Origin of the sequence: Pseudothauera nasutitermitis (genome assembly GCF_004801295.1) — a bacterium.
Lineage (GTDB): Bacteria > Pseudomonadota > Gammaproteobacteria > Burkholderiales > Rhodocyclaceae > Pseudothauera > Pseudothauera nasutitermitis.
Map to the genome: position 1 here is coordinate 254,158 of NZ_SSOC01000003.1, position 18,051 is coordinate 272,208.

The 18,051-nt window shown below is 62.9% G+C and carries 15 protein-coding genes and 2 tRNA genes; 8 read left to right on the plus strand and 9 right to left on the minus strand.

What is annotated here, in order from left to right:
• Positions 1-24: 24 nt before the first annotated feature.
• The 3 genes from E6C76_RS08490 to E6C76_RS08500 form a co-directional block, all read right to left on the minus strand.
• Complete coding sequence (locus E6C76_RS08490; RefSeq protein ID WP_168734289.1) at positions 25-1,638, minus strand: nitrite reductase; 1,614 nt, start codon at positions 1,636-1,638, stop codon at positions 25-27.
• A gap of 259 nt (positions 1,639-1,897) precedes the next feature.
• Positions 1,898-2,218, minus strand: coding sequence for a c-type cytochrome (locus tag E6C76_RS08495; protein WP_136347809.1), 321 nt, complete (start codon positions 2,216-2,218; stop codon positions 1,898-1,900).
• 13 nt (positions 2,219-2,231) lie between these two features.
• Positions 2,232-3,800 (minus strand): cytochrome D1 domain-containing protein, encoded by a 1,569-nt coding sequence (locus E6C76_RS08500; protein ID WP_136347810.1) that lies wholly within the window; start codon positions 3,798-3,800, stop codon positions 2,232-2,234.
• 187 nt (positions 3,801-3,987) lie between these two features.
• On the opposite strand from E6C76_RS08500, the gene pdxR reads away from it, so the two are divergent.
• Complete coding sequence (gene pdxR, locus E6C76_RS08505) at positions 3,988-5,457, plus strand: MocR-like pyridoxine biosynthesis transcription factor PdxR (RefSeq protein WP_136347811.1); 1,470 nt, start codon at positions 3,988-3,990, stop codon at positions 5,455-5,457.
• 37 nt (positions 5,458-5,494) lie between these two features.
• Here the strand turns inward: pdxR and E6C76_RS08510 are convergent, their stop codons facing one another.
• From E6C76_RS08510 to E6C76_RS08525, 4 genes are all read right to left on the minus strand, one after another.
• On the minus strand, positions 5,495-5,851 hold the full coding sequence (locus E6C76_RS08510; RefSeq protein ID WP_136347812.1) for a plastocyanin/azurin family copper-binding protein: 357 nt from the start codon (positions 5,849-5,851) through the stop codon (positions 5,495-5,497).
• A gap of 8 nt (positions 5,852-5,859) precedes the next feature.
• Positions 5,860-6,723 (minus strand): ethylbenzene dehydrogenase-related protein, encoded by an 864-nt coding sequence (locus E6C76_RS08515; RefSeq protein ID WP_136347813.1) that lies wholly within the window; start codon positions 6,721-6,723, stop codon positions 5,860-5,862.
• A 56-nt stretch (positions 6,724-6,779) separates the two neighbouring features.
• On the minus strand, positions 6,780-7,391 hold the full coding sequence (locus E6C76_RS08520; protein WP_136347814.1) for a NapC/NirT family cytochrome c: 612 nt from the start codon (positions 7,389-7,391) through the stop codon (positions 6,780-6,782).
• 90 nt (positions 7,392-7,481) lie between these two features.
• Positions 7,482-9,158 carry a cytochrome D1 domain-containing protein gene (locus tag E6C76_RS08525; protein WP_168734290.1) on the minus strand — a complete coding sequence of 559 codons (1,677 nt, stop codon included), beginning with the start codon at positions 9,156-9,158 and terminating at the stop codon, positions 7,482-7,484.
• Between the two features lie 201 nt (positions 9,159-9,359).
• On the opposite strand from E6C76_RS08525, the gene cobA reads away from it, so the two are divergent.
• The 7 genes from cobA (at position 9,360) to E6C76_RS08560 (ending at position 15,417) form a co-directional block, all read left to right on the plus strand.
• The gene (gene cobA, locus E6C76_RS08530; RefSeq protein ID WP_230976204.1) at positions 9,360-10,310 is read left to right on the plus strand and encodes a uroporphyrinogen-III C-methyltransferase; all 951 of its coding nucleotides are present in this window, start codon (positions 9,360-9,362) and stop codon (positions 10,308-10,310) included.
• A 27-nt stretch (positions 10,311-10,337) separates the two neighbouring features.
• Positions 10,338-10,413, plus strand: a tRNA-Thr gene (locus E6C76_RS08535).
• Between the two features lie 62 nt (positions 10,414-10,475).
• Positions 10,476-10,552 (plus strand) — tRNA-Met (locus E6C76_RS08540).
• Between the two features lie 240 nt (positions 10,553-10,792).
• Positions 10,793-11,824: a tyrosine-type recombinase/integrase gene (locus E6C76_RS08545; protein ID WP_136347816.1), complete on the plus strand. Its 1,032-nt coding sequence runs from the start codon at positions 10,793-10,795 to the stop codon at positions 11,822-11,824.
• A gap of 256 nt (positions 11,825-12,080) precedes the next feature.
• Positions 12,081-13,112 carry a tyrosine-type recombinase/integrase gene (locus tag E6C76_RS08550; protein ID WP_136347817.1) on the plus strand — a complete coding sequence of 344 codons (1,032 nt, stop codon included), beginning with the start codon at positions 12,081-12,083 and terminating at the stop codon, positions 13,110-13,112.
• A 320-nt stretch (positions 13,113-13,432) separates the two neighbouring features.
• On the plus strand, positions 13,433-14,512 hold the full coding sequence (locus E6C76_RS08555) for a type IV toxin-antitoxin system AbiEi family antitoxin (RefSeq protein ID WP_136347818.1): 1,080 nt from the start codon (positions 13,433-13,435) through the stop codon (positions 14,510-14,512).
• A complete protein-coding gene (locus tag E6C76_RS08560; RefSeq protein ID WP_136347819.1) occupies positions 14,512-15,417 on the plus strand; it encodes an antitoxin in 906 nt (301 codons plus the stop codon). Before E6C76_RS08555 ends, E6C76_RS08560 begins: the two co-directional genes overlap by 1 nt.
• A 370-nt stretch (positions 15,418-15,787) precedes the next feature.
• On the opposite strand, the gene E6C76_RS08570 is transcribed toward E6C76_RS08560, so the two are convergent.
• Entirely contained in the window at positions 15,788-16,648 is an 861-nt protein-coding gene (locus E6C76_RS08570; RefSeq protein ID WP_136347820.1) for a DNA adenine methylase, read from the minus strand.
• A 38-nt stretch (positions 16,649-16,686) separates the two neighbouring features.
• A complete protein-coding gene (locus E6C76_RS08575; protein ID WP_136347821.1) occupies positions 16,687-18,051 on the minus strand; it encodes a hypothetical protein in 1,365 nt (454 codons plus the stop codon).

Genomic DNA, 18,051 nt, shown 5'->3' on the forward strand with positions numbered 1-18,051 from the left:
GCCTGCGCCACCGGCCCCGCCGCCTTACTTCCTGGTTTGCGGCAGCTTGTCGAATGCCGTGCCGAGCGGCCGTTCAGGCGCGCCCTTGACGCCGCCCCATAGCACCCGGGCATGGGCAAACGTGCCGCCAGGCGCGATGACGCGATCCTCGGCGACCATTTCGAATGTCCTGGCGTCGTAAATGCGCAGGTGGTCGCCCATGTAGCCCGCGGCCACGTACACGTAGCGCCCGTCGCGGGTGTATTCCGGATAGCCCGTCGTGCCGCCGACCTTGACCGTCTTCACCACCTCCAGGGTTTCCTTGTCGATGAACTTGAGCTCTCCGCCGTCCTTCTGGCGGGCGTCTACGACAAGGTATGGGGCATTGGGGTTGGAGGCCATCTGCATCGTCGTGGTGCCGCCGATCGGGATGTCCTTGACGAACTCGCCCTTCTCGTTCCAGACGGTGATCCCGGAGCCGCCGCTGCAATCCTTGGGGGAGCCCTGATGGGGCGAGAAGTACAGCGTTCCGCGCTTGGTCTCCAGCACGCTGCCGGAGCCGACATGGGGAATACAGCCGGACGGAATGGACCCCAGGTATTTCTTCTCGACAAGATCGATGACCTTGATCTTGTTGTTGGGCAGCATGTCGGTGAGGTACATGTACCGCTGATTCTGCGACGTATAGGAATCGTACAGATACCAGGAGGTCTCGCCCGGATCCTTGACGCTGATCTGGGTCACCGGCGTACCGGGCTTGTTGGGCTCGACCACCCACACTTCGCCAAGCGTTCTCGCCGCGACGGCAAACACATTACCGCCTACGGAGGAGGCCCTGACGGTGGACGCGAATCCTTCGACGTCCTTTCCTTCGGCATCCTTGGAGGCCACCTTGATCTGCTTGACCGGCTCGAGGGTGTCCGCATCGAGGATCATGATCTTGCCGGGGACGATGGAACCCGCCGCAATCCACTTACCATCCCAGGATAGATCGAAGAAGGGACCGGACAGGGCGGTTTCTATACTCCTGACCGCCTGCATGGAGTACAGGTCGATCTTGTAGATCTCCGCCGTATCGGTCTTGACATAGGCCCACCGGGGGTTCGTGGGGTGATAGCGGAGGATGTGCGGCGCGCGCCGCACCGGAATCTCGCCGACACGGGTATTGGTGGCGCCATCGTAGAACACGACGCGCGACTCCGGCTCCTGGGCGTGCCGTCCGCGCTGCATGACCGCCATCAAATCCATGACGTCGGCTTTGTCTTTATAGGTGGGGGCTGCCGGCAGCGACTTCTCGTCGACCAGGACCTTGAGGGAGTTTTTCGCTTGTTCCAGCGTCCAGTCCAGCTGATCCGCACTATTGGTCCGGATCAGGGTCGCCAGTGCGGTGATTTCGTCTGCCGACAACTTCCCCACCCACGGCGGCATCAGCGTACCGGGGATGCCGGTCATGATCATTGCGCTGACGGAGTTGTTGGACAGCGCCCCCAGACGTTCTTTCGTCAGAGGCGGGAAGAGCAGCGCGCCGACGCGCCCCCCCTGGTGACAGCCCGCACAGTTGTCCGCATAGAGCTGGCGCGCGTCGATCGCCTCCTGCGCAAGAACCGGCGAGAGGCTGACTGCCGCCACGCCCGCCAAAACAAATCCTGGAAATCGCATCTTGTTTCTCCTTTTACCGTGTAACACCCGTCGAAGCTCGACTCCGTGGTGAAAGTTACGGGAGGGAGAAAGGGGCGATGGGTACAGTTGGAGCGGTGCGAATGGGGCTGGCAGGAAGGGGTTGACGCATGTCAACCGCCCACCGTGGCGCGCGCCGGGGCGGCCGGAACCGGCCAGCCGCACCCGCCCTCCCGGCGGGCTTGCCTCATTCATCCGTTCCATGGTTTTCCATCTCCTCGGCAAGACTGCGGCTGGCGGATCAGCGCCCGGGTTCGAGGGCGGAGAAATACGCCGCCAGTTCGCGGATCAGCGCGTCGTCCAGGGGCTCGGCCATCGCGCTCATGACCGCATCGTCGCGTTCGCGGTGCTTGAAGGCGTTGAGTTGCTTGACCAGGTATTCGGCCTTCTGCCCGGCCAGGTTCGGATACAGGCCGACGCTGCTGATGCCGTCGACACCGTGGCAGGAGGCGCACAGCGGCAGCGTGGCGGCGGCCTGGCCGGACAGGCGCGGGCTTTCGGCGGCAGCCTGGGCGCACAGCACGCCGAACAGGAGGGGGATCAGGTTTGCTGCGTGTTTCATCGTCGGCTCCGCTTCAGAACGGGCGGGTTTCGGGCAGGCCGACCGTCACCCAGCGGGTGCGGGCGCGCGAAAAGATGCCGGCGGGGCTTTCCATGCGATGCTCGGCGAGCAGTTCCAGCGTGGTGCTGTCGTAGATGCGTACGCGGTCGCCCCAGTAGCCGGCGCTGACGTACATGGCGTCGCCGGCGCGGTTGTATTCGGGGAAGAAGGCGTGGCCGCCGACCTCCAGCGTCCTGGCGACTTCCAGGGTGTGCTTGTCGATGAGTTGGATCAGCGAGGCGCGCTTGTCCTTGTCGACGATGTCGACCGCCACGTAGGGCGCGTTGGGGTGCGCCGCCGGTGACTCGGTCGCGCCGGCCACCGGCACCTGCTTGACCAGCGAGAAGTCCTTGGTGTCCCACACGGTGACCACCGAGCCCTTGTCGCAGGTGCCGATGTTGGTGCCGAAGGCCAGGAAGCGGCCGTTGACCTCGGTGACCGCGCCGGAGCCGACGTGCGGCTGGCAGCCAGCCGGAATGTCGCGCGCCACCTTGTCCTCCTTGAGGTCGATGGCGACGATCTTGTTGTCGCCATAGGAGGCCACCATCGAGTAGCGCCCGTCCGGGGTGAGGAAGGTGTCGTGCAGCATGCGCCCGACGCCGGCGAGCTTGGTCACCGGCATGCCGGGCTTGTCCGGGTCGATGATCCAGATTTGCCCGGCCTGGCGCAGCGTCAGCGCGAACTTGTTGTTGATGCGGCTGCCGATTACCGGCCCGCCTGCCGACTGGATGAAGTTGCCGTCCGGGTCCTTGCCTTCGAGCGTCAGGTACTTGACCGGCTCCAGCGTGTCGGCATCGAGGATGGCCACGCTGTTGGGCACGAAGGAACTCACCGCCAGCCACTTGCCGTCGTTGGACAATGCGATGCCCGGCCCGGTCAGCCCCGCCTTGGCGCGGCGCACCACCTGCAGGGTGTACAGGTCGACCTTGTGCACCACGCCGTCATCGCTCTTGAGCCAGGCCCAGCGCTCCGCGACCGGGCTGAAGTCCATGATGTGCGGGGCATCGGTTTTCAGCTCGCCGACCACGCGGTGATTCTTGCCGTCGAGGAACACCACCTTGGCGTTGCCTTCCTTGCCGCCCTTGCCGTAGCGCCCGCGCGCCATCACCACCATCAGGTCGTACACCGAGTCGATGCGGTAGGCAGGGCTGTCCGGCAGTGTCTTTTCGTCCACCAGCACTTCGACGCTGGCGCGGATCTTCTCCAGCCCCCATTCCGGGGCGCTGGCGGGCCGGGTCTTGATCAGGCTGGCGAGCAGGCGGATGTCCTCGTCCGGCAGACGGCCGACGAAGGGCGGCATCAAGGTGTCGGGAATGCCGGTCATGATCGTGCCGCGCAGCGCGCCCTCGCTCTGCACCAGCCGGTCGCGGGTCAGCGCCGGGGCGATGTAGCCGCCCCGGTTGGCGGCATGGCAGACCGCGCAGTTGTCCTGGAACAGGGCCTCAGCCCTGGACTGTTCTTCCGGCTGCAGGCTCCAGGCCGCGCCACAGGCTAGCGACAGCAGAGCGCCCGTCAGCAATCGCGCGTATCGTGGTGTGTGCATGATGTCCTCCCTGGACATGGCTGTGGTTTGTCGTGCGATGACCACTATGTCGAAGTGGATTTCGCCTGTAAGGACACAGCCGCACCCAATCGGCGGATACAGCGCAGGGCGGCGGATGCGGCACAATCGCGGCAAGCACGCTCATGTTTCCGGCATGGCGTGCCCCTCCCCCGCACGGACCGACGCCATGCGCAACCGACTGCTTTCCCTGCCCATCCAGCTCGCGCACGACGGCGGCGAGCCCTACAAACAGCAGATCGCCCGCGCCATCGAACAGCTGATCGTCGCCGGGCGGCTGCAGGCCGGCGACCAGTTGCCCTCCATCAGCGAACTGATGGCGATGCTGAAGGTGTCGAAGAACACGGTGCTGGCCGCATATGAATTGCTGCACAGCGCGGGATTGATCCACAGCCGGCCGCGCGGCGGCTTCTTCGTCGAAGCCGGCGGCGCCTGTCTGGCCAAGCCGGCCGAACTGGCCTTCATGCCCCCGCTGCCGCCGCCGGTGTATGCGGGCGCGGCGCGTCCGGCACGTGCGCCGGGCGTCCATGCACTGCCGCCGGCGGCACCGGTGCGCTTCGATTTCAAGGTCGGGCGCCCCTCGCCCCACGCTTTTCCGTGGCAGCGCTGGGCCACGCTGTCCAGCCAGTTGCTGCGCCACGCCGGATGCGCGATCGGCGAATACCCGCCGGCCGAGGGCCTGTGGGGACTACGCATGCAGTTGGCCGACTATCTGGCCTCGGCCAAGGCGCTCGCGGTCGAGCCGGAGCAGATCGTCATCGTCGCCGGCAGCCAGGAGGCGCTGAGCCTGCTGGTGGCGAACTGCCTCGACGACGGTGCCGAGGCGGTCATGGAAACCCCCGGCTACACCGGCTTCAGCCACCTGCTCGCCCAGCACCGCGCCCGCAGCGTGCCGATCCCGGTGGATGCCGAAGGGCTGCGCACCGAACTGCTGCCGGAGCGGGCGCTGCCGCTTGCCTACGTGACGCCCTCGCACCAGTATCCGCTCGGCCACACCCTGTCGCTGGCGCGCCGCCGGCAATTGCTGGAATGGGCGGCGCGCAACGGCACGCTGATCGTCGAGGACGATTACGACGGCGATTTCCGCTACGAATCCGTGCCGCTGCCGCCGCTGATGGCCATGGACCCCTCACGCGTGGTGTACCTGGGCACCTTTTCCAAGGCGCTCGGCCCGGGGCTGCGGCTGGGCTACATGGTCTGCCCGCCCGCACTGGTCGATGACATCGCCCGGCGCAAGGCGCTGCTCAACAATGCCTGTCCGTGGCTGGAGCAGGCGGTGATGGCGCGCTACCTGGAAAGCGGCGAATACTCCCGCCACCTTCACGGCCTGCGCAAGCGCTACCGCAGCCAGCGCGACGCGCTGCTCGATGGCCTGCACGGCATCTGGCAAAGTGCTGGGCGGGTCGGAGGAGACAAGGCCGGCATGCACATCGCCTTTCATCTGCCGGGTAACGGCCCTTGCGCGGCCGAAGTGGCGCAGCGCGCGCTGGCCTGCGGCGTGCGCCTGTATACACTGTCCGAAGCCGCCAGCGGCGATGGCAGCGCGGGGCACGACCACACGCTGCTGTTCGGCTACGCGGCGCTCGGCACGGACGAGATCGGTCAAGCCATGCAGCGCCTGTCGGCGGCGCTAAACTGAGGCGCCGCCGCACCGCGGCAGCGCCATGCCCCAGGGACTATTCCTCCACCACGATGCGGCCGCGCATCTCGGGATGGGGGCCGCAGCGGTAGGCGTGTTCGCCGGCCTCGGTGAAGGTGTGCGACCAGCGCTCGTCGGGAAAGAAGCGCTCGGACTCCTGCCCGGTGGCGTCGAACACCACCGAGTGGCTGGTGCGCTTCTCCCGGTTCACCCAGGTGACGGTATCGCCGGGACGGATGCGCAGTTCGGCCGGGTTGAAGCGATAGTCGACGACTTCCACTTCATGCTCGGCCGCCCACGCGCCCGGCGATGCCGCCAGGCACAGGGCGGAAAAAAGCGCGGCGGCCGGCAGGCGGTGCCATGCACCGCCTTTCGCCTCCCGTGGCCGCCGCATACCCGCCTTCACTGCTTGGTGGCCTGGATGTCGCCCTTGGCGTCGATGCCCAGCTTGTAGCCAAGAGAGACGTGGTGGAAGCGGCCTGTGGCATGGTCGTCGTGGATGGCGAAGCCGAAGTTGTAGGTCTGGCCGGCGGCCAGCGCCACGTCCCCTTCCCCGCCGGCGAACTTGCGCGCGAACACCACGGACCAGGTGTCGCCGTCGAGCTTGCCCTCAGCGGAAACCAGCGCCTTGCCGCCTTCCATGACGCGCGTGTCGGCGACGTAGCCGTCGAAGCCCTTCTTCTCGCCGCTGCGCCATTGCAGCAGGTCGTAGAACACGCCTCCGGCGAGGTCGGCATTCTTCACGTATTTCTTCTTGGTGTCGGCCGCGCCCGGCATGGTGCGCGAGTCGGCGTGGCAGCTCGCCCAGCAGCCGCTCTGGTCGGCGCCTTCGACCTTGCCGGCATCCAGCATGAAGGCGATCTTGACCGGGTTGGCCTCGTCCATCTTGGCCCCGCCGGCGGCTGCGGGCTGCTTCCAGGAGAAGCGCACATACAGCGTGTCGCCGTCATGCGCGGCCTGTACCTTGACCGGGATGAAGCCGACCTTGCCGGCGATCGGCGAGGGTTCGATCTTCTGCCCGCTGGCGATCAGCTGGCCCATCTTCATGGTTTCGTCGCTGTGGCAATCGGCACAGGTGTCGCCCTTGCGCAGCGCGCGCGCGCCGCCGTGCTCGGTGCCCTTGGTGATCCATTCCATGGGCGAAACGCCCGGATGGAACAGGGTGATGTCCTTGGCGGCCACCTTGCTCCAGTCGGCCGGGGGGGCGGCGTGGGCGGTACCCAGGGCCAGGGCGCAGAGCGCGCCGGCGATCATCGTCCTTTTCATGTTCGCTTCTCCAATCTCGAAAAAAGACCCGTGGCCGGCGGAGGCCACGGGTCCGGTTACTCTTCGTCTTCCTCGGTCATGCCCTCGGGCTTGTGGTGCGCAATGCCCTTGTGGCAGTCGATGCAGGTCATGCCGTCCTCGCGTGCCATGTCGTGCTGGCGGCGCGCGCGTTGCTGCTGGGCTTCGGTGTTCATGCTCTCGAAGCTGTGGCAGTTGCGGCATTCGCGCGAGTCGTTGGCCTTCATGCGCGCCCATTCGCGCCGCGCCAGGGTCAGGCGCTTGGCCTCGAACTTCTCCCGCGTGTCGATGGTGCCGGTGATCTTGCCCCAGACTTCGCGCGAAGCCTGGATCTTGCGGATCATCTTGTGCGTCCAGTCCTTGGGCACGTGGCAATCCGAGCACACCGCACGCACGCCGGTGCGGTTGGAGTAATGGATGGTTTCCTTGTACTCCTGATAGACGTTGTCATACATCTCGTGGCAGGAGATGCAGAACTTCTCCGTGTTGGTGGCTTCCATCGCCGTGTTGAAGCCGCCCCAGAAGCCGACCCCGACGATGAAACCGATGCCCAGCAAGGCCCCCAGCGAATACCGCGCACTGGGCCGCCGCAGGCGGGAGAACCACCCGCCGGACTTGCCGGGGTGCTCGTTGTTGTTTTGTTCGCTCATGTCTTCTCTTCCCGCAATGTGATGATCCGAACGGCTGACGCGATTGCCGCCGCGTGCTGCTGCGACGGCAATCGCGGGCCGTAGGAGAGATCAATACACGTCGTGCATGGTATTGAAGACGTTGAACTTGCCGGTGGGGGTGACGATGGCCGGATCGGTGATCACCCGCTTGACCTTCAGCGTCTTGTCGTCATAGATGACGATGGCGGACTGGTCGGTCTTGCCGCCCCACAGGGAGATCCACACTTCGTCGCCGGCGATGTTGTATTCCGGCTGCACAGCGCGACGGATCGCGGTGGTTTCCGGCAGGCCGGAGTCCTTGGCGACGTTGAGCTGCTTGGGCTCCTTGTTGAGGTCGTTCATGTCGAACACGTACACCGACTCGGCAATCTCACGCTCCGGGTTCATCGGCGCATCGGCCCAGAAGTTCTTGGACTTCGGATGCGTCTTGACGAACAGGTTGCCGGCGCCCGGCATCTTCAGCTCCTGCACCACCTTCCAGTTGTGTTCCTTGTACTTGGCGTACTTGGCTTCCTCGGAAGGCGTGGAGATCAGCGACACCACGGCGTCGCCCAGGTGGCCGGTGGACCACACCGGACCGAACTGCGGGTGGACGAAGTTGGCGCCACGGCCCGGGTGCGGGATCTTCGCGGTGTCGACCAGCGCTGCCAGCTTGCCGGTCTTGGTATCCACCGCCGCAACCTTGTTGGAGGCGTTGGCCGCGACCAGGAAGTAGCGGCCCGAGGCATCCCAGCCGCCATCATGCAGGAACTTGGCGGATTCGATGGCGGTGCTCTTCAGGTTCTTGATGTCCGAGTAGTCCACCAGCAGGATCTGGCCGGTTTCCTTCACGTTCACCACCCATTCGGGCTTGATCGTGGAGGCCACGATGGACGCCACGCGCGGTTCCGGGTGGTAATCGCCATCGACGGTCTGGCCGCGGGTGGAGACGATCTTGATCGGCTCCAGCGTCTCGCCGTCCATGATCGAGTACTGGGGCGGCCAGTAGGTGCCACCGATCAGGTACTTGTCCTCGAAGCCCTTGAACTTGGACACGTCCACCGAGCGGGCGTCCGAACCCAGGCGCACCGAAGCCACGGTGGTCGGCTCTTCGAACCACATGTCGATGATGGTGGTCAGGCCGTCGCGGCCCACGGTATAGACGTAGCGGCCCGAGGCGGACAGGCGGGAGATGTGCACCGCGTAGCCGGTATCCAGCACCTTCCAGATCTTGTGCGTGTCGCCGTCGATCAGCGCCAACTTGCCCGCGTCACGCAGGGTCACCGCGAAGACGTTCTGCAGATTGACCTTGTTCAACTGCTTCTTCGGGCGCTGATCCACCGGCACGATCAGCTTCCAGCTGTCCTTCATGTCCTTCAGGGAGAACTCCGGCGGCACATCCGGCTCGAGCTGGATGTAGCGCGCCATCAGGTTGATTTCCTCCTTGGTCAGGATGTCATCGTAGTTCACCATGCCGCCTTCGGTACCGTAGGCGATGATGCGTTCCAGGCGATCGGTGCCCAGTTGCAGCGTGCCGCCCTCCATCTTGGTGCCATCGTCCAGCGTCTTCGTCCAGTGCGGCTCCAGATTCTTGCCGGTGGCGCCCTTGCGCAGCACCCCGTGGCAGCCCGCACAGCGCTCGAAGTAGATCTGCTTGGCCTGCGCACGCTCGTCGGCCGTCATTTCCGGCGCGGCGGCAAACGCGCCGCTGGTCGCCAGCGGCAGCGTCGCCAGTGCCATGGCACTCATCAACCCTTTGAGTTTCATAGATTTATCTCCCTGGTTAATCACTTGAATCGGCTCACGTGAAGCTCCCGACAGAGGGCCTGTCGAAAACCACGCTGGACCCGTGGTCAGCCAGGGCGGACTTTGTTCCCCTACGAAAAGTGCGTCTTTAATATGTGTCAATTTCAGCCATTCCCCCCCGCTGCTAGAGTCCGCCACACGCTTTCGGCGAGAGGAATGACCATGAATGCCCGCCATCCCAGTATGCTCCGCTACCCTTACGGCATCGTTCGTAAGCAACCTGGCAGGCAATCCGCCAGCCCCGCCCCGCACGGCTTCGCGGCACGCGCCTACACGCCGGCCAGCGAACCGCCTCCTCCCGCGCACGGCGGCGAGCACAGCGAGATCAGCGGCATCGAGCACAGCACCACCCTGCCCGGCCGGGTCAGCCTGGTCGGCGCCGGCCCGGGCGACGCGGAACTGCTCACCGTGCGCGCCGCGCGGCGCATCGCCGAAGCCGATGCGCTGGTCTACGACCATCTGGTGAGCGACGACATCCTCGAACTCGTGCGCCCCGAGGCGCAGCGCATCTACGTCGGCAAGGAAGCCGGCAACCATGCGCTGCCGCAGGAGCAGATCAACCGCCTGCTCGTGCAACTGGCCCGCCAGGGCCTGCGCGTGGTGCGCCTGAAGGGCGGCGACCCGTTCATCTTCGGGCGCGGCGGCGAGGAAATGCAGGAACTGGTGGAAGCCGGCATCCACTGCGAAGTCGTCCCCGGCGTCACCGCCGCGGCCGGCATGGCGGCCTGTACGGGTATCCCGCTCACCCACCGCGAGCACGCCCAGACGCTGGTGCTGACCACCGGTCATCTGAAGGACGGCACGGTCAACCTGGACTGGCCCGCGCTGGCCCGCCCGCATCAGACCGTGGTGATCTACATGGGCCTGGGCGCGCTGGAAATCATCTGCGCCGAACTGACCGCACACGGCCTGCCCGCCGACACGCCGGCCGCCGTGGTGCACGCGGCCACCACTCCGCGCCAGCAGATCGTCACCGCGCCGCTGCACGCCCTGCCCGCCAGCGTGCGCGCCGCAGGCCTGCGCACGCCCTCGCTGATCGTCATCGGTCCGGTGGTGGACCTGCACCATGTACTCTGTACCGCCGTGCCGGCGGCAATGGCGTTCTCCGCGTAAACCGCGCTGCGCTATAATCCGCCCCGCGCCGGCATAGCTCAGTTGGTAGAGCAGCTGATTTGTAATCAGAAGGTCGTGGGTTCGATTCCTATTGCCGGCACCAAACTTTTTCGGACTGGATTCTTGACCCGGATCACCGGTTAAGCTATAGTCTTTCTTCTCCGACGCGGGGTGGAGCAGTCTGGCAGCTCGTCGGGCTCATAACCCGAAGGTCGCAGGTTCAAATCCTGCCCCCGCAACCAAATAAAATCAAAGGCTTACGCACTGCGTAAGCCTTTGTTATTTGTGGGTCTGGCGTAAATTGGCGTAAATCGCCTTCGGCCACCTCCCTCTGCGGGGGTGCCCGAAGGGCCTCCGGGAACCCCGGACACGCCTCCTGCCGGACCTCACTTCCGCACCTTGGCTTTCGCACACCGGGCAGAGACGCGCACCCGCCCCTTGCCGTTCGTCAGCGCTTTTTCCACTTTCCGGAGACAAGCGTCATGGCAAGCATCAAGCAACGTGGCAAGGGATGGCGGGCCGAAGTGTGCGTCGAGGGCGCCCGCCGCTCGAAGACCTTCGCGACCAAGGATGAAGCGAAACGGTGGGCGCGGCGGCTCGAAGCGGCCGCCGACGATGGCGTGCTGATCGCCAGGTCCGCCGATCAAGACTGCACCCTGGCCGAACTGATCGAACGCTTCATCGAGGAGCGCGTCATCGGCTGGCGGCGCACGCCGACCACCGAACATCGCGAAATTTCCCGCCTGGGCGTACTGGCCCGAACCGATCTGGCCCAGAAGAAGATTTTCCGCCTCACCGCCCAGGACTTCGCCGATTACCGTACGCGGCGGATGCGCCTGGCGAAGCCCTCGACGATCTGCAAGGAACTCAATACCTTCAGCCTCGTCCTCAAGACTGCGATGACCGAGTGGGGATACCGCCTGCCGGCCAACCCGTGCGACGCCAATGTCGTCCGCCGCCCGCGCTTCAACAACCAGCGCGACCGGATTCTCACCCCGGAGGAAACCGAACGGCTGTGGGCCGAACTGGGACGCTGCGACAGCCCCTACGTGCTGCCCTCGGCTCAGTTCGCAGCCGAAACGGCGTTGCGCCGCGGCGAACTGCTCGGGCTCAAATGGGCGGATTTCAACTTGGCGGCACGCACGATCTGCGTGCGCCGGGTGCTCGATCAGTTCAGCGGGGCGTTGCAGCCTTTCACGAAGAACTCGGGCATGCGCCACGTTCCGCTCACGTCCACGGCGGTTGGGGTTCTACAGAAGCTGCCGCGCCAGGGCGAGCGCATCTTCGCAACCACGCACGAAGTGCTCGACGGGGCGTTCGTGCGTGCCCTCAAGCGCGCGGAGATCGAGGATTTCCGCTGGCACGACCTGCGGCACTGCGCCGTGACCGCACTGGCGGTCCATATCCCGATTCCGATGGACCTGATGTCAGTCACCGGGCACAAGACCTTGCAGCAGGTGGTGCGCTACTACACCGCCAGGCAGGCGGCGGAACTGGCTTTGCGCTTGCCTTGATCGACCGGGGCCGCCGCAGCGGTCGTCCCCGCCCAAGCCCCTTTCCGTGGTGCTTCAGCACGCGATTCCGGGGACGCATGACCATTCCCGGGGCTCGAGAACATTCCCTGCAAGAATGATCGACGATGACGAAAGGATTTTTTCGTGCAAAAGCTTTACATGACCGATCCGGCGACCTGACAATCTTTTCGCTGGTATCGCATGACTTCCCTGCATCTGCGCCATTCAGTTTTTTCAATGGCATGGAGGTGCAGGGATGTCGCATATCAGACGGCGTGGACAGAAATGGCGTATCGAGGTGTGTATCCACGGAATCCGGCAGAGCCGTTCCTTCGACACCGAGTACGAAGCGATTCGCTGGGCGCAGCACCAGGAGGATTTCGCGTACGAAGGCGGCCCCGTCAGCACGGTGCGGACGGACGAGCGCACGCTCGCCGAGATCATCCAGTGGTTCATCGATGAACGGGTGAAGCAATGGCGCCGCACCCCAACGGCGCAACAGCGGGAGATCGCCCGACTCAATCGGCTGCGGCGGGACAAGGTCGCGACGAAACCTGTCACAGAACTGGACCCGATGGATTTCGCGGACTTCAGATCTCGGCGCATGAAGACCGCCGCGCCCTCGACAGTCAGCAAGGAACTGATCGCTTTCCGGCAGGTGATCGACGCCGCGACCAAGGAGCTTGGGTGTCAGTTGGCCGTCAATCCTTGCCACCCCGACCTCATCAAGCGGCCAGTCTTCCAGAACGTGCGCGACCGTGTACTGAGCGACGACGAACGTACCCGGTTGCACGCCGCTTTGCGCGAATGCCGCAACCTCAACGTGCTGCCAGCCGTCAGGCTGTCCGAACAGACAGGGCTGCGGCTGAGCGAGCTGCTTGGCCTGACATGGCGGGATGTGGATTTCGACGCCCGTCTGCTGCATGTCCGGCGCGTCTTCGATCAGCTTACGCACCAACTGATCGCAGGCACCAAAAATGGTGATCAGCGTGTAATCCCCCTCACGACCGAGGCGGCGCAGGCTCTGCAGTCAATGCCACGCGCAGATATGCGGATCTTCCCTGTGACCCATGACGTCTTGCAGTCGGGACTGAAGCGGGCGCTCAAGCAGGCGGGGATTGCAGATTTCCGGTGGCATGATCTACGTCACTGCGCAATCACCATGCTCGCGGGCTTCATCCCGGTGCCGATGGACCTCATGCAGGTCGCGGGCTTCCGGACCTTGCAGCAAGTTCTGCGGTACTACAAACGGCGGGATGCTGCGGATCTTGTACGGCTGTTGCCGTAGCCCCAAAAAAGGGCCGGCGTCAAGCCCCTATTTTGCTGTACTCGATCCCAAGGGCTTCGAACGGGCATTTCGCGCGTGGGTGGCGGGCGTCATGCCGGTACTTAAGCTGGAGCATCCTTCGTCGGCATAGCACTGACCAACTGCAGGCACATGCTGTCACGCAGGTACCGAAGAGCCCGCGAGCCCGACGGCGGAACACCGGGACGACCGTCACATTCAGCCCCCCCCCCGGAAGGGAATTCGCTGCGCAGCGAATATGGTTCTTATGCCAAATATTCGGTATAGTGCAGTTATTCGCTGAACAGGAAATAACGGCCGTCATGACCGAATCGACCTTCGTGGAACACGCTCTGATCCAACAGCTCTTGGATTCACTCCGGGAGTTGCCGGACGTGCATGCCGAGTTGACTCAGTTGGAGCCTGCTATTCAAGCCGCTGGTCGCGCCGACGCGAAGATTGATCTGCACGTCGCCGGTAAATCGATTGTCTTGCTGGTTGAGGCAAAGAAGTCCATCTATCCCCGAGATGTGCGCCAGGCGTTGTGGCAGTTGAAGTCGCTGCAGCACGGTCACTACGCCGATGTGCAGCATCTGCTGATCGCCGAGTCGCTTTCACCGGGGGCGAAAGAATTGCTCAGAGCCGAGCGCATCGGCTACTTCGATAGTGGCGGAAGCTTGTTCCTGGCGGCCGCTGGCGCCTACATCTACATCGACAAGCCGGCTCCGAAGACTTTGGAAAAGTCGGTGCGATCACTCTTCTCCGGGCGGCGCACCCAGGTTTTGTACGCGCTCCTGGTCAATCACGAGGAGTGGTTTGGTGTTACCGAAGTGGCCGAACGGGCACAGGTGGCCCCGTCCACGGCCTCGGACGTACTAAGCGAGCTGGAGCGGTTCGACTGGTTGGTGTCGCGAGGACAGGGGCCGAGCAAGGAGCGGCATCTGCGCGATCCAAATGCGTTGCTCGATGCTTGGGCGAAACAGCTCGCCACACAGCGCGCGCCAGTGCTGCGCCGGTATTTCGTGCCCGGATTGAAATCTGATGCACTGATCGAACGCCTCGGCCAGACACTCGATACGCATCAGGTCGCCTACGCGGTGAGCTACGAAGCCGCTGCGCAGCGCTATGCCCCCTTCTTGTCTGGCATCTCGCAGGTGCGAGCTCGACTGCTACCCAGCACCAGTGCCGAGACGGCAATGGCTGAATTGGGTGCGCGCGTCGTCAATGAAGGGGCGAACCTCGCGATCATTGAGACAAAGTCGGCGGGAGAACTGCTATTTCGGCAAAACGTCGGTGGTGTTTGGCTGGCCAGCCCGGTCCAGGTCTATCTCGACCTCTTGCGCGGCGAAGGCCGCGCCAAGGAAATGGCCGAGCACTTGCGCAAGGAAAGGATCGGATTCTGATGGCAAAACCCGCAACGCTCGATGGCTACAGCGACCAGTACACGGTGGACTGCGAACGCGTCCTCGTGACGCTGCTGCGCGGACTCGGACCGTGGAAAGAATCGATCTACCTGATCGGTGGACTCGCGCCGCGATATCTCGTTGCCGCGCGGCCTCCGGTAGTGCCGGCGCACGCAGGCACTCTCGACGTGGACATCGTGATCGACCTGCAAATCCTGGCGGATACCGAGGCGTATCACACACTCGAAGACAACCTCAAGAAGATGGGGTTCGAGCGGGCCGAGAACAGTGCCGGTACAAAGCTTTCCTGGCGTTGGCAGACCCGCACTGAACATGGCGCTTTGATGGTTCTGGAACTGCTGGCGGATGCACCGGACATCGCTGGTGGCAAGGTACAGCCATTGCCGACTGAAGGCACGATCTCTGCACTGAATATCCCGTATTCGTCCATCGTTTTTGACCTTTACCAAATCACAGAGATTCAGGCTGAACTCCTCGGCGACAACGGAAGCGCGACGGAACAGATCAAGCATGCCAACCTGGTCAGCTTTACCTGCCTGAAGTCGTTTGCGTTCGATCAGCGCTTCGAACGCAAGGACGCGCACGATCTGATCTATTGCATTGAACACGCATCCGAAGGACTGGACGCCGTGGCTGCGGCTTTCCACAAGGAGCGCAACGGCAAGCACGGTGCCGTCGTCGCGGCCTCGCTGGCGATTCTGCGCAGCCGCTTCGCAAGCGACAAGAAAGCCGAGGGCTATCGCAAGGACGGTCCGGTGTCGGTCGCAAAGTTCGAGCTGGGCGAAGGCGATGAACCAGAGCAACGTGAGGCGAGGATGTTGCGGCAGCGGCAGGCGTGCGACGTGATCGAACAACTCCTTGCTCGAATCGGAAAAGAACTTTAGGGGAGCGTAGATCGTAGCGCATTTCAATGACTGGTGTCTCTCGGTAGACTCGCCGGTAGGGAACCAGCGTATCCCGGAGTTCGACGGCCTGCGCCTGGGGTTGTGCCGCATCGACAGCGGACTTGGTGAGTTTGATTTTTGCCATGATGACTCCTCGGAAAGACCCGGTTTCCAGGAGCCTTCTAGGGGCCAGCAGAGTGGAAGTCGGGTCAAGTTTCAGAAAGCACCGGCATATAATGAACTCGCCTAAGTTATTGATAAAACTGAATCATCTAATCTTGGCGTAGTCCAGCGAAGTACCGGACTGGAGTCATGGTGAAACTAAAAAAACCGCCTCAAGGCGGGTTTGTTCGTTGTGGGCGGCTACCTATCAAGCAGCTTTCGCCTGCGCCTCCAGGAGCGCCGGTGGAGCAATCAGACCATCGGAAAGAATCAACAGCTCAGACGCCGACCTCTTCACCTGGGCATAGTACGTAAGCGTTTTGTGGTACTGCCTCAAACCGTCGTACATCGCGCTGATCTCTGGAGCATCGTCATACGTCATCATCCAGCGGTGCGGCATTTTCCGCACTTCCGCTGCCAGTGACAGATGGTCATCGTGATTGTAGGCGTTGGTGTAAAGATCAGGTCCGGCCCTGTAATACGGCGGGTCGACGTTCACAAGTGCGTGTTCAGGCAACTTCTTGAGCTCGCTGGCGATGTACTCGCGTGCGTCAATGCACGTGAGGTAAATCTGCTCTTTGTACAGCGCAATCCGCCTGATCTTCCGAATCAACTCAGCACGGCCGAAGCGGCAATCAATCAGATACTTGCCCGTCTGATTAACCCCACCGATAACCCCTCCTTTCAAAATCCCGGATCGGTTGGTGCGATTCAAAAAGAGGGTTGCGAAGCCAAGATCAAGGGTGTCAGCCGTTTTGTCTGCATACACTTCGCGCTGCCGGTGCCATTCAGCAATGTCCACCAGAGTGCCAGAAATGCGCTGACACAGCGCATCTGTCGAGTTCAGAACGCTGTGCCAGAAGGCATGGATAGCGGGGTCTATATCGTTGATCCACGCCTCCGCAATCGTGCCATTCAGTAGCAACCTGCAGGCGATACCGGCCCCACCCGCAAACGGCTCGCAGTAAACGCTCTGAAGCAGGTTGTTGGAGCGGAGCAACTCAACCACAAACGGGGTGAGTTGGGTCTTGCCACCAGGGTAGCGCAGAGGGGTATCGGTGATCGGCATGCTGGTACCTTAGCGAAAACAACCGTGGCTGGCCAGCACTATTTCAACTTCGACAGAAGGTACTCCAGAACCGGCTGGAGGTTCTCCCAGTTGCTCTTGTTGTCAGCCCCTGAGGGGATAGAGCCACCATGCACCGGGTTGCTCATCTGCTCGTACGAATAGGAGGTTTTCTTGTCTGCTGTCTTGGTCAGCACGTTCGCAATACCCTTGGATGGCGGCTGGGCAGACGCCTTTGCATGGTCAATTACACGCTGCACCACTTGCCCGAAATCCCCATCCCGCCCTATCCCGTGCTTGGTTGCGTACAGATGTACCACACGCTCCAGAATCACGCGGTTGAGGTAGTTGCAACTGAACCGCGCCTCATCAGGGTTAAGTTCCTTTCCTTCAGCCACCAAACGCAAAAGCACCGGGTCCTTAACCGGGACGACAAACGAACTTAGAACGAGCTGTTTTCGCTTACCCGGATGGACTGGATTCCTGGGTGCAGCTTTGCCTTTGCCTTCAGGCTTGGGCGGCGGCACAGCCGACGGGTCGTAGGCGTCCTGGTCCCGGTTTCTAGGCGAAAATCCTTCCCCTCGGAGCTTCTCCGCGTAATCTTTGCGCTCATCGGAGTTCGAACGCGAATGCACTGGGGCCACACCGTTTGGCTCAGACGGCTGTTTCGCATCCTTCAAAAACCGTTGAAGCGCTGCGTTGAACTCTTCGCGCCGGGCATTGGTCGTGCAGTCTTCCTTGTTCAACAGAGCAAGCGCCGTGCGCACATTCGGCAGATAACGGGTAACAGTAGTAAGTGAAATCAGTCTGCGCTCTTCCGCTGAGATCAGCTCCTCGTTAACTGCATAAGTCAGCAACGCCTCTGCTTGCCTGTTAGGGTTTTTGGGGCGCGTCTTACCTGTTTCCCCTTCTCGGTTGAATCGGGTTTTCTCTGTTGCCCCCCATGAGAGAGTCCCTAAACCATTTTGGGGCCCCTCATGCTTGACCGACATCCAGACACGCTCTTTACCTTTCGCATAAAACAAGACTGCTTGTACGTTGCTGGGAATCTGACGCCCGGATTCGGCCAAGCGTCGATAGGCCTTGCGTAACTCTTCACTAGGAGCCCGCTCAGGATCTCGGAGCAACTGCATCGCGCAGAGCCGCCGGTTTCCCTCGCGGACCAAATAGTGGCCTGGCAGCTGGGAGTGCTCAATTATTGCGAGACGATCCAACGGGTTTTGGCCATGCTCTGCCATATGAGTGGCAAGGATCAGGGTTTCAGACTGGGATCCGAACAACTCCCTCACCTTACCCTCATCCGCTTCAGGCTCACCGCGCGGATTGACTGGATCAAAGTGCAGCTTGCTAAAAGAAACCTCAACGTCCTCATGTACAAGATCAGCTTCTTTTTTCTTGTTTGCCAC

Excerpts from the sequence above, each read along its gene's own strand:
- E6C76_RS08490 (WP_168734289.1), bottom strand. The coding sequence starts at position 1,638 with ATGCGATTTCCAGGATTTGTTTTGGCGGGCGTGGCGGCAGTCAGCCTC.
- E6C76_RS08495 (WP_136347809.1), bottom strand. The coding sequence starts at position 2,218 with ATGAAACACGCAGCAAACCTGATCCCCCTCCTGTTCGGCGTGCTGTGC.
- E6C76_RS08500 (WP_136347810.1), bottom strand. The coding sequence starts at position 3,800 with ATGCACACACCACGATACGCGCGATTGCTGACGGGCGCTCTGCTGTCG.
- pdxR (WP_136347811.1), top strand. The coding sequence starts at position 3,988 with ATGCGCAACCGACTGCTTTCCCTGCCCATCCAGCTCGCGCACGACGGC.
- E6C76_RS08510 (WP_136347812.1), bottom strand. The coding sequence starts at position 5,851 with ATGCGGCGGCCACGGGAGGCGAAAGGCGGTGCATGGCACCGCCTGCCG.
- E6C76_RS08515 (WP_136347813.1), bottom strand. The coding sequence starts at position 6,723 with ATGAAAAGGACGATGATCGCCGGCGCGCTCTGCGCCCTGGCCCTGGGT.
- E6C76_RS08520 (WP_136347814.1), bottom strand. The coding sequence starts at position 7,391 with ATGAGCGAACAAAACAACAACGAGCACCCCGGCAAGTCCGGCGGGTGG.
- E6C76_RS08525 (WP_168734290.1), bottom strand. The coding sequence starts at position 9,158 with ATGAAACTCAAAGGGTTGATGAGTGCCATGGCACTGGCGACGCTGCCG.
- cobA (WP_230976204.1), top strand. The coding sequence starts at position 9,360 with ATGAATGCCCGCCATCCCAGTATGCTCCGCTACCCTTACGGCATCGTT.
- E6C76_RS08545 (WP_136347816.1), top strand. The coding sequence starts at position 10,793 with ATGGCAAGCATCAAGCAACGTGGCAAGGGATGGCGGGCCGAAGTGTGC.
- E6C76_RS08550 (WP_136347817.1), top strand. The coding sequence starts at position 12,081 with ATGTCGCATATCAGACGGCGTGGACAGAAATGGCGTATCGAGGTGTGT.
- E6C76_RS08555 (WP_136347818.1), top strand. The coding sequence starts at position 13,433 with ATGACCGAATCGACCTTCGTGGAACACGCTCTGATCCAACAGCTCTTG.
- E6C76_RS08560 (WP_136347819.1), top strand. The coding sequence starts at position 14,512 with ATGGCAAAACCCGCAACGCTCGATGGCTACAGCGACCAGTACACGGTG.
- E6C76_RS08570 (WP_136347820.1), bottom strand. The coding sequence starts at position 16,648 with ATGCCGATCACCGATACCCCTCTGCGCTACCCTGGTGGCAAGACCCAA.